The following is an 11,399-nucleotide window of genomic DNA, read 5'->3' as shown; positions in this document are numbered from 1 at the left end:
CATTCTTCGCGTTGTGGCGTTGTTGGCTGCGTTCACTAACCCTAGTCACATACTTGTGTATGCTCCTAGGGCTTAGTGTTTTGATATCCTCGTCATTCTTCGCGTTGTGGCGTTGTTGGCTGCGTTCACTAACCCTAGTCACATACTTATGTATGCTCCTAGGGCTTAGTTTCACTTGCCGCCTAGCCACAACACGAATTATTTAGAGGATTGAAGTTTTAAATGAAAAAATTGCTGATTGCTGATTGCTGATTGCTGATTACGAGTTATTGATTATTGAGTGCATAGTTTTTGGGTATTTTTCGTTTGGTGGGTGATTTATCAAAATACTGTGTTATTATTTGTACTAGTTAAATAGTATGGGTGAGTGAGATAATGACGACAGAACACCAGAACGATCCGGCACTGACTGCCGATGAAAATGCTGATTGGCAACGCTTTGTGAATTTATTGCAACTGGCATTTGAACAAAATATTCAACAATCGGTTCTACAACTCTTATTGACTCCTGATGAGCGCACTGCATTAGCAACTCGAGTCAGGATTGTGCAAGAGTTGATGCGTGGCGAAATGAGTCAACGCGAGCTGAAAAATGAGCTTGGAGTAGGGATTGCGACCATTACCCGTGGCTCGAATAGTTTGAAGTCAGCCCCGTTAGGCGTCAAGGTATGGCTCGAATCACAACTTCTCTAAATACTCTTCATACTTCGCGCTGTGGCGTTGTTGGCTACGCTTACTAACCCTAGTCATATGCTCCTAGGGCTTAGTTTTACTTGCCGCCTAGCCACAGCCCGAATTATTTTGAGTATTATCTATAAGTAAATTATCTATAAGTAAATTATCTATAAGTAAATTATTTTGAGTTTTATTTATAACGATACTGTTTAAAAAGATAAATTACATTGAAGGATGGGGAAAACGAGAGAATAAAAAAAGTATGGCGAACCATACTTTGATCAATCATCGAATCTGGGAAATTTTTTGCCTACATGCATTTTGAATTAATTAGGGTATAATTAATCTTCTATCTGGTTTAGCTCTTTATAAATTTCGTGTTTAATGGGAACCAATGCCAGTATCAAGGCTTGCTGATAAACGCTTGTGCGTGTTAGTACGCCATTGGTGAAAAAGCCAATAGCCCCACCTTGCTGTTTGATATTATCAATCCCTGTTAAGAATGCCATTTCATCGCCAAGTTCGCGACCTTCACGAATTCCAGCGAGAATTTTTTCTGGGATCATAATACTTGCAGAACGGGATTCCCCTCGTATTTGCTTGTGTTCGATAACAATCCAAGCAAATGTCATATCATCTTCAATACCCGCTTCAATCCCAACCCAAAAATCGGCTTCTGGGCGAACTTGTCTTGATGCCATGACGCGCTGTCTTGCACCTGTACGGGTTTCATTATTACCGATAGGTTGTTGTGGAACGCTGCTATCGACATTAATATCTTCAATTTGATAACTGCCAGGCCCAAAAACAGCATCGAAAGCAAGATGAATCGCTTTAATTTTGGCAGGATTAGTCGTTGCAGCTATAACTTGGTACATTAATTATTTTCCTTTGAACACATACTTCGCAAAGTAATAATGGAACACATCTATGTTACAGGTTTATCTTGTTCGCCATGGCGAAACTGAATGGAACGTCGCACGTCGCATACAGGGTCAATCCGATAGCCCTCTGACGGCTACTGGACGTCAACAAGCTACACAAGTAGCTAAAAGAGTTAAGTCGGAAGGTATTACCCATATTATCACTAGTGATATGGGACGCACACTGGAAACTGCACAAATAATTGCTGATGAGTGTGGATGTGAAATTATCACAGAACCGCGTCTGCGTGAACTAAATATGGGTGTTCTTGAACAACGTTCAATAGAATCGCTGACATCAGAGGAAGAATTGTGGCGTAAAAGCCTTATTGATGGCACTCAGGGTGGTCGTATTCCTGAAGGCGAGTCAATGGAAGAACTTTATACTCGCATGTTCGCTGCGCTAGATTGTTGTCGTGATTTACCCAAAGGGAGTCGCCCGCTTCTTGTGAGCCATGGCATTGCCCTTAGTACGCTAGTGAGCCGAATTCTAGGTGTTCCTGCATATTCAGAACGACGCTTACGTCTTCGTAATTGCTCACTTTCACGAGTGGATTACCAAAATAGCCCTTGGTTGGCAAGTGGATGGATTGTTGAAACGGCAGGAGAAGTGACTCATTTAACACAGCCTTCTTTGGATGAGCAGCAAGGCTAGTGAGATTAAAAATCGGTAAATAATAATTCAATGAAAAATAAGGAGTTTCAATAATGTTGAAACTCCTTATTATTAGCTCGCTATTTTTATTGGGACATAATAGTCAAAGGCATCAATATGTGATTTCGGATCATCATCTCGTGCTTCATTCATGTTTATATCTTTAAGTCTATAATGTTCAATATCATAACCGGGCCGGCGCGTTAAATTCAATTTCGGCATATAAACGCCATAAATTTGATATAAGAACTCTTGCAGAGCGCCCCGATTTGCCTCACCACGAAACGTAAATTTCACATATTCGCCCGCAGGAATTCTCAGGTGGCTGTATTGTGTCGTGTTGAAACTCGCATCTTCAGGTCTTACTGCTGTCGTATAAAAAACAGTCTGCTCATCTTCTTTTTCTTTGTTATGGATTGCATGATGCAAACCAAAAACTTCAGAAGCCACTTTTGTGGTGTGATCTAAATAATAGTGCCAAAAAGATTGACGCATTTGTGAACAAGCTGTTGACCACTCTTCTAATGCATAAGAACAACTTTGTTCTAAGCCCACTAGTGGTTGTTCAGGCATTTGAACAAACTCGTGATCGACATGTTTATGATTATCTAAAATAATCGGTGGACAAATACCTGTTGCACACCATTCGTCACTACGACGATAAAATGCAGGTGTTAGATTAAATTGTTTCTTGAATGCGCGGGTAAAGGTTTGTTGCGAATCAAAGCGGTACTGAAGAGCAATATCAAGAATAGGGCGGCTTGTGAGGCGTAAAGCGACTGCCGCACGAGAAAGTCTTCTGGCTCGGATATAAGCACCGATAGCTTGATCAGTGATTTCTTTAAACATTCTTTGCAGGTGCCATTTAGAATAACCTGCTTTAGCGGCAACATTATCAAGTGATAATGGTTTATCAAGGTTATCATCGATCCAGCGTAGGAGATCGCGAATAATATTAGTTTGATCCATGTATATCCCCAGCCAATGCTACTCATAAAACTGATATGAGTTATCTATAGGTGGCTATTCTATATCAAGTTACCTTTTTCGTTTATAGTAAAAGAGTTGTATTTGGTATTTTGTTACAAAAGAGAATGATTGCGCCTTTAATTGTTAAGGTATAAAGCGTTTTAAGTTGAAAAGGAAATCCAGTATGCGTTTTTCCATATTAAAAAAAATGAGTCTAAAAAACATTGTATTAGCTTCATTTTTATCCATATTACCCGTCACTGTACTTGCAGAAGAAGTTGGTTCAGTGGATACCGTATTTAAAGTTTTTGGGCCTGATCATAAAATTGTAGTTGAAGCATTTGATGATCCTGATGTTGAGAATGTCACTTGTTACCTTAGCCGCTCTAAAACGGGTGGGATAAAAGGTGGATTGGGTTTAGCGGAAGATACATCGGACGCGGCAATTTCATGTCAACAAGTTGGACCGATTGAGCTGAGCGATCGTGTTAAGCGTTCGCCAAAGAAACCTCACGTTGTTTTTCAAAAACGAACATCTTTAGTATTCAAAAAACTGCAAGTGGTTCGTTTTTACGACCCAAAACGTAATGCATTAATTTACTTAACTTACTCAGATAAAATGATTGATGGTTCTCCTAAAAATGCTATCAGCGCAGTCCCGATTATGCCGTGGTAATATTTACCAAAAAGGATCACCAATATATTTTTTAGTGTTAAATAAAAAAAACCGGCAATTAAGCCGGTTTTTTAAGAAGTTATTAATTACTCGTCTAAATCACCGCAAAAACGGTAACCTTCACCATGAATGGTAGCAATAATTTCTGGGGTATCCGGTGTAGACTCAAAATGCTTACGAATACGACGAATAGTTACGTCGACCGTTCTGTCGTGTGGTTTTAATTCACGGCCAGTCATTTTTTTCAGTAAGTCAGCACGAGTTTGGATTTTTCCAGGATTTTCGCAAAAATGCAGCATCGCACGGAATTCACTACGCGGTAATTTGTAATGTTCACCAGCAGGGCTAACTAAAGAGCGACTATTGATATCTAATTCCCAACCATTGAACTTGTAGCTTTCAACTAGGCGACGCTCTTCTGTACCGCCAGCAAGATTCATAGTACGAGAAAGCAAGTTACGAGCACGAATAGTGAGTTCACGAGGGTTGAATGGTTTGGTGATATAGTCATCAGCACCAATTTCAAGTCCAAGGATTTTATCAACTTCATTGTCGCGGCCAGTTAAGAACATTAAAGCAATGCTTTCCTGCTCGCGTAATTCACGTGCGAGAAGAAGACCATTTTTACCTGGTAAATTGATATCCATGATAACCAAATTGATGTCATGTTCAGATAGAACATTATTCATCTCTTCGCCATCAGTGGCTTCATGAACCACATAGCCTTCAGCTTCAAAGATACTTTTCAGCGTATTGCGTGTGACAATTTCATCTTCAACAATTAAAATGTGTGGGGTCTGCATAGTTGCTACCTAAAGTATTAAAATAGAAATACTGAACTCACAAGCCGTTTTCAGTTAGGTGGTTATTAATATTTTTCTCTGAATAAATACGTTTATGAGTATAAATTTGTCATTAAATTCAACAGCGACTTTATGTTGCCTCTCCGGGCAAATGATTCAAAAAACGAACCAAAATATAAGCACTTTCCCAATATTGGGCTGTTAACAGCAATATAACAGCTAATACTGCATTTACCACCTAAAAAACTAACTTTTGTTGATACATATCAAAATCAATTGTAGCACGTTAACAAAAATTGTTAGGAAGATAATTATATAAATCAACATTGCATTTAGGTATCAGATTATCACTAAAATTATCGCAAGAATTTGGTAGAGGCTTCTACTTCAGGTTGAAAGTAAACGGTTAAGTCACAAAGCGCGTAAATATAGTATTATAAATTATATCGAATTTGTGATTTGGCTCAAATTTTGGCTGATCGTGTTTTTGTAAAGAAAGAGGTTATTTTACAGATTATTGACTTTAAATAGCAATAAATTAGGTCTGATTGGTTTTTTATGATTAATAGTTGGATGGGGTCAGTGTTTTATATTTAAAACTCTTTTTTTTACATTTTTTTAATAACTATTTACTTGAAGTGCTCCTCTTTCTTAGATGATGTAGCGTCCCGCGATTTGAATTATTAGTATTAATTTATTAGTACAACAGTTGGTCTGTGTTTGTGCTTAATAAATAGGCTGATTTTTGAAGCTTTAATCTTTGTTTATTGAATAACTATTTTTGATAATCTTTGCAATAAATGAGGTCTTTTTTTGTGTTTTTTAGACTCTCTTAAAAAAGAGAGATTAAAGAAATAAAAGGATGAATTGTTTGTTTATTAACCAGTGAAGGGTGGCGAAATTCAAATGGACTTATATCTTGTTATTTTTGCATTGATTGAATTTTAACTTCAAATTTTTAATTTATTTTTGTTTTTTATTTTATCGTTAATCATGTTACTAGATGATTCCCCTCTAAGAATACTTGGGTTTCAATGTGATTTGGCGCAAATAAATTTGACATATTGTGGTAATTGCTTTAACCGTATAGGGAGAAACTTAATGAAACAAGAGACAAACAGAATTCATATGCGTAATTTCAGCCTGACTACGATTATTATTACCACCACCGTAACCACAGGAAACGGGGCGGGCTGACGCATCCAAAAAATAAAAATGAAAAAGCCCGCATCCAACAAGATGCGGGCTTTTTTTTGGTGTTAATTCAGGAGAGAAATACCATGCGTGTGCTTAAATTTGGCGGTACCTCAGTTGCGAATGATGAACGGGTACTGAATGTAGCTGACATCGCTGAAAGTAAACTTGCTGATGGACAAGTCGCTCTGGTGCTTTCAGCACCAGCTAAAATTACCAACCATCTCGTTGCTATGATTGAAAAAACAGTTGAAGGTCAGGATGTCATCACGCATGTGAATGATGCAGAAATGATTTTTGCTAACCTCTTGAAAGGACTAAAAGAGAAACAGCCAGGTTTTGATTATGATCGTTTAAAAAAACTCACTGAACAAGAATTCGCACAAATAAAACAAGTACTGCATGGTATTACTCTTCTCGGTCAATGTCCTGATAGCATTAACGCTTCTATTATCTGTCGTGGTGAAAAACTCTCAATTGCTATTATGGAATCTGTGCTGAGTGCACGTGGACACAAGGTCACGGTCATTAACCCAGTAGAAAGTTTACTGGCTAAGGGACATTATCTTGAATCTACCGTCGATATTAATGAATCAACTAAACGTATTGCTGAATTAAATATCCCTAAAGATCATTTTATTTTAATGGCCGGTTTTACTGCTGGTAATGATAAAGGTGAATTGGTGGTACTTGGACGTAATGGTTCGGATTACTCGGCGGCAGTGCTAGCTGCGTGTTTACGTGCGGATTGCTGTGAAATCTGGACTGATGTTGATGGCGTTTATACTTGCGATCCACGTCTTGTTGCTGATGCCCGATTGTTAAAGGGAATGTCCTATCAAGAAGCGATGGAGCTTTCTTATTTTGGCGCTAAAGTTCTCCACCCTCGTACTATTGCACCGATTGCCCAATTCCAAATTCCTTGCCTCATAAAAAATACCACTAATCTAAGCGCACCAGGCACTTTAATTGGTAATGGCCAAACCGATGACAGTACGCCGGTTAAAGGGATAACTAACCTGAATAATATGGCGATGATTAACGTATCAGGCCCTGGAATGAAAGGCATGGTTGGCATGGCTGCACGTATTTTCTCTGTGATGTCACGCAAAGGAATTTCGGTCGTGCTGATTACCCAATCATCGTCTGAATATAGTATTAGCTTTTGTGTACCACAAAGTGAATTACGTCGCGCACGTGCAGCGCTTGAAGAAGAGTTTTATTTAGAGCTAAAAGATGATGTATTAGAGCCGCTTGATGTGATGGAGCAATTATCGATCATTTCAGTCGTGGGTGATGGAATGCGTACGTTGAAAGGCATTTCTGCGCGTTTCTTTTCTGCATTGACTCGTGGAAATATTAATATTGTTGCAATCGCTCAAGGTTCATCAGAGCGTTCTATTTCAGCGGTTATTGCCAATGAATCTGCGACAACAGCGGTACGACTTTGTCACCAAATGCTTTTTAATGCTGAGCAAGTTATTGAATCATTTATCATCGGGGTTGGTGGCGTAGGTAATGCATTAATTGAGCAAATTCGTCGTCAGCAACAATGGTTGAAGCAAAAACATATTGATTTGCGTGTCTGTGGTATCGCTAATTCAAGAGCGATGCTAACGAATATGCAAGGTATTGATCTCGCTAATTGGAAAGATGAATTAGCGCAAGCCAAAGAACCTTTTAGTTTGAGTCGTTTGATCCGATTGGAACGTGAATATCACTTTTTAAATCCGGTGATCATTGATTGTACCTCGAATCAAGAAATTGCAGAGCAGTATGTTAATTTCTTAAAAGATGGCTTTAACGTCGTCACACCAAACAAAAAAGCCAATACTTTATCAATGGATTATTATCATCAACTACGAGCGGCTTCAGAGAATTCAAAACGTAAATTCTTATATGATACTAACGTAGGGGCTGGATTACCGGTTATTGAAAATCTGCAAAACTTGCTTAATGCGGGTGATGAACTCGTGCATTTTAGCGGTATTCTTTCAGGATCCTTGTCATTTATTTTCGGTAAACTGGATGAAGGAATGTCGTTATCAGACGCAACGACTCTGGCGAAAGAAAAAGGTTTTACAGAGCCAGATCCTCGTGATGATTTATCGGGTATGGATGTGGCGCGTAAGTTGCTCATTCTTGCGCGTGAAGCGGGTTACGATTTAGAGTTGAATGATATTGAAATCGAACCTGTTTTACCTACTGACTTTAATAGTGAAGGTAATGTGGCTGACTTTATGGCTCGATTACCACAGCTTGATGTTCAGTTTGCTCAGCGTATAAAAGCGGCAGAAGCAGAAGAAAAAGTGTTACGCTATGTCGGTCTTATTGAAGAGGGGCGTTGTCAGGTTAAAATGGTTGCCGTTGATGGTAACGATCCTCTGTTTAAAGTAAAAAATGGCGAAAACGCACTGGCTTTTTATACGCGCTATTACCAACCAATTCCTTTAGTATTAAGGGGCTATGGAGCAGGTAATGATGTTACTGCTGCCGGCGTATTTGCAGATATGTTGCGCACCCTATCGTGGAAATTGGGAGTTTAAGAAGTGATTAAAGTTTATGCACCTGCTTCAATTGGTAATGTGAGTGTTGGGTTTGATGTGCTTGGGGCTGCCGTATCACCAGTTGATGGCTCATTACTAGGTGACTGTGTGAGCGTTGAGGCCGCTGAGGTCTTTTCGTTAACAAATAAAGGTAAATTTGTTTCTAAGCTCCCTAAAAAAAATGAGCACAACATTGTCTATCAGTGCTGGCAGCTATTTTGCGAGCGCCTTGGTAAACAACTTAATGTTGCCATGATCCTTGAAAAAAACATGCCGATTGGTTCAGGATTAGGTTCGAGTGCTTGTTCTGTTGTGGCTGCATTGATGGCATTGAATGAGTTTGCTGATAAGCCGTTCGATCAAACCCAATTACTCGATATGATGGGCGAGTTAGAAGGGCGTATTTCGGGTAGTGTTCATTATGATAATGTCGCCCCTTGTTATTTAGGTGGTTTACAATTAATTATTGAGCAAATGGGCATTATTTCTCAATCTGTTCCTGCTTTTGATAATTGGTACTGGGTGATGGCGTATCCGGGAATTAAGGTGTCAACAGCAGAAGCAAGAGCTATTCTTCCTAATAATTACCCACGTCATGATATTGTTAATCATGGCCGTTACTTATCGGGTTTTATTCATGCTTGCCACACAAAACAGTCATTACTTGCTGCAACCATGATCAAGGATGTTGTCGCAGAGCCTTATCGCACCCAATTGTTGCCGGGCTTTGCTGAAGCTCGCCAAAATGCGAAAGAAATTGGGGCTTTGGCTTGTGGTATTTCAGGGTCGGGACCGACATTATTTGCTATTTGTGATGATAAAGTCATTGCAGAAAAAATGGCTGATTATTTGCAACAACATTACATTCAGAATGATGAAGGCTTTGTGCATATCTGCCATTTGGATCTCGCCGGGGCAAGGACAATAGGGTAAACGATGAAACTGTATAATTTAAAAGACAACAACGAGCAAGTCAGCTTCGCGCAAGCAGTAAAACAAGGGCTTGGAAAGCAGCAAGGACTATTCTTCCCTCAGGATCTTCCTGAATTTAATGAAGCTGAAATTGAAGCTTTGTTGAAATTAGATTTTGTTACGCGTAGTAGCCGAATTTTAAGTGCTTTTATCGGTGATGAAATTCCGCAAGAAGCCCTTGCTGAGCGCGTTAAAAATGCATTTGCATTTCCTGCTCCCGTAAAAAAAGTCGAAGATGATGTAGCCACTCTTGAGTTATATCATGGCCCAACATTAGCTTTTAAAGACTTTGGCGGACGTTTTATGGCCCAAGCGTTGGGTCAAGTTGCTGGTGAGCAGCCTGTGACTATTTTAACTGCAACTTCGGGTGATACTGGTGCGGCAGTGGCTCATGCATTCTATCGATTGAAAAATGTTCAGGTCGTTATTTTGTATCCAGAAGGCAAAATTAGCCCTCTACAAGAAAAATTGTTTTGTACACTAGGTGAAAATATTCACACCGTGGCGATTAAAGATGATTTTGATGCATGTCAGGCATTAGTAAAGCAATCATTTGATGATGAAGAGCTAAAACAGGCTTTATATTTGAACTCAGCAAACTCGATTAATATTAGTCGATTACTGGCTCAAATTTGCTACTACTTTGAAGCGGTTGCTCAAATTCCTGCAGAAAAACGCGATCAATTAGTTATCTCAGTACCAAGTGGTAACTTTGGTGATTTAACGGCCGGACTATTGGCTAAATCAATGGGTTTACCGGTTAAACGCTTTATTGCTGCAACTAACGTCAATGATACTGTTCCGCGTTTTCTTGTTGATGGCAAATGGGTGCCAAATAAAACGAAGGCAACTTTATCTAATGCAATGGATGTAAGCCAACCGAATAATTGGCCTCGCATTGAAGAATTATTCCGTCGTAAAGGTTGGTCGCTAAAAGAACTCGGATATGGTGTTGTGAGTGATGATGTGACTAAAGATACGGTTCGTGAATTGGATAAGAAAGGCTATTTATCTGAACCTCATGCTGCTGTTGCATATCGCGTTTTACGTGATCAACTGCAAGATGGTGAGTACGGTTTATTTTTAGGAACAGCTCATCCTGCGAAATTTAAAGAAAGTGTGGAAGAAATTTTAGGTAAAAAAATTCCATTACCGGCAGAATTAGCAGAGCGCGCAGAATTACCATTATTATCTCATTTTTTACCTTCTGATTTTGCTGAATTACGTGCATTTTTAATGAAATTAGCACCTAAACAATAAGTATCAATCTTTGAATCAGAATCAAACGGAAGCTTATGCTTCCGTTTTTACTGATAAAACCATCTTCCGAAAAGATGATAATATGATTTCATATTGTGGTATCACTTATCTACTTAGAACTATTACTGGTGTATTAATGTGAACTCACACCATCAATGCCATTTATTCCTCCATTTTCTCCACCTTGACCTCCCTTCCCACCATGGCCTCCTCCCGAAATTGCATTACCACCGTTCCCCCCATTTCCAGAGCCGGAGCCTGCACCACCATGACCTCCATGACCTCCGTTATTTCCACCATCTCCTCCGTTCCCTCCATTTCCATCTACAGATCCATTCCCACCGTTTCCACCGCTTCCTTGACCGTCACCATTTCCGCCATAACCGCCATTTCCCCCATTGATACCACCACTTCCACCATTTCCGCCATTGCCATTACTGCCCGCTTGCGCATGGCCACCATTGCTGCCATGACTGTTGTTAGTACCACTACCACCGTTACCGCCATTACCGCCATTTTGACCGCTTCCCCCATGGCTAGCACTCGTTTTCTGGCTTCGGCCACTTCCACCGTTTCCACCACTTCCACCACTTCCACCACTTCCACCGTTTCCACCGTTTCCACCGTTTCCACCGTTTCCACCACTTCCACCACTTCCACCACTTCCACCATTTTCGCCGTTAGTACCATTAGCTCCGTTACTACCATTGCTACCATTGCTACCAT

At 39.8% G+C, this 11,399-nt stretch carries 11 protein-coding genes and 1 other annotated feature; of the genes, 7 read left to right on the top strand and 4 right to left on the bottom strand.

The window, feature by feature from the left end; translation table 11 throughout:
* Window positions 1-375: 375 nt before the first annotated feature.
* Window positions 376-693, top strand: coding sequence for a trp operon repressor (trpR, locus tag ACTH6U_RS01595; RefSeq protein WP_294108179.1), 318 nt, complete (start codon window positions 376-378; stop codon window positions 691-693).
* 323 nt (window positions 694-1,016) lie between these two features.
* Here the strand turns inward: trpR and yjjX are convergent, their stop codons facing one another.
* Window positions 1,017-1,553, bottom strand: a complete 537-nt coding sequence (yjjX, locus tag ACTH6U_RS01590; RefSeq protein ID WP_294108180.1) for an inosine/xanthosine triphosphatase — start codon at window positions 1,551-1,553, stop codon at window positions 1,017-1,019.
* A 52-nt stretch (window positions 1,554-1,605) separates the two neighbouring features.
* On the opposite strand from yjjX, the gene gpmB reads away from it, so the two are divergent.
* Entirely contained in the window at window positions 1,606-2,253 is a 648-nt protein-coding gene (gpmB, locus tag ACTH6U_RS01585; protein ID WP_294108182.1) for a 2,3-diphosphoglycerate-dependent phosphoglycerate mutase GpmB, read from the top strand.
* Window positions 2,254-2,325: 72 nt separating this feature from the next.
* Here gpmB and robA read toward each other — a convergent pair whose 3' ends face one another.
* Window positions 2,326-3,222 carry an MDR efflux pump AcrAB transcriptional activator RobA gene (gene robA / locus ACTH6U_RS01580; RefSeq protein WP_294108184.1) on the bottom strand — a complete coding sequence of 299 codons (897 nt, stop codon included), beginning with the start codon at window positions 3,220-3,222 and terminating at the stop codon, window positions 2,326-2,328.
* A 208-nt stretch (window positions 3,223-3,430) separates the two neighbouring features.
* On the opposite strand from robA, the gene creA reads away from it, so the two are divergent.
* On the top strand, window positions 3,431-3,898 hold the full coding sequence (gene creA, locus ACTH6U_RS01575; RefSeq protein WP_434720776.1) for a protein CreA: 468 nt from the start codon (window positions 3,431-3,433) through the stop codon (window positions 3,896-3,898).
* Window positions 3,899-3,984: 86 nt separating this feature from the next.
* On the opposite strand, the gene arcA is transcribed toward creA, so the two are convergent.
* Window positions 3,985-4,701, bottom strand: a complete 717-nt coding sequence (gene arcA, locus ACTH6U_RS01570) for a two-component system response regulator ArcA (protein WP_004905684.1) — start codon at window positions 4,699-4,701, stop codon at window positions 3,985-3,987.
* Between the two features lie 993 nt (window positions 4,702-5,694).
* Between arcA and thrL the strand changes: the two genes are divergently transcribed.
* The 4 genes from thrL to thrC all read left to right on the top strand — a co-directional run bounded on the left by thrL (window position 5,695) and on the right by thrC (window position 10,673).
* Entirely contained in the window at window positions 5,695-5,898 is a 204-nt protein-coding gene (gene thrL, locus ACTH6U_RS01565) for a thr operon leader peptide (RefSeq protein WP_441831428.1), read from the top strand.
* Window positions 5,837-5,957 (top strand) — a sequence feature (Thr leader region). Its footprint overlaps the gene before it by 62 nt.
* 24 nt (window positions 5,958-5,981) lie before the next feature.
* A complete protein-coding gene (gene thrA, locus ACTH6U_RS01560) occupies window positions 5,982-8,441 on the top strand; it encodes a bifunctional aspartate kinase/homoserine dehydrogenase I (RefSeq protein ID WP_441831427.1) in 2,460 nt (819 codons plus the stop codon).
* Window positions 8,442-8,444: 3 nt separating this feature from the next.
* Entirely contained in the window at window positions 8,445-9,374 is a 930-nt protein-coding gene (gene thrB, locus ACTH6U_RS01555; protein ID WP_434720717.1) for a homoserine kinase, read from the top strand.
* A 3-nt stretch (window positions 9,375-9,377) separates the two neighbouring features.
* Window positions 9,378-10,673, top strand: coding sequence for a threonine synthase (gene thrC, locus ACTH6U_RS01550; RefSeq protein ID WP_434720718.1), 1,296 nt, complete (start codon window positions 9,378-9,380; stop codon window positions 10,671-10,673).
* Between the two features lie 133 nt (window positions 10,674-10,806).
* Here the strand turns inward: thrC and ACTH6U_RS01545 are convergent.
* On the bottom strand, window positions 10,807-11,399 hold a 593-nt coding region (locus ACTH6U_RS01545), incomplete at its 5' end, for a hypothetical protein (RefSeq protein ID WP_441831426.1).

Source organism: Providencia sp., assembly GCF_052096715.1.
In the GTDB taxonomy this organism is placed as follows: domain Bacteria; phylum Pseudomonadota; class Gammaproteobacteria; order Enterobacterales; family Enterobacteriaceae; genus Providencia.
Note: the sequence above shows the minus strand (reverse complement) of the source record. Positions and strands in the feature narration are given on the sequence as shown.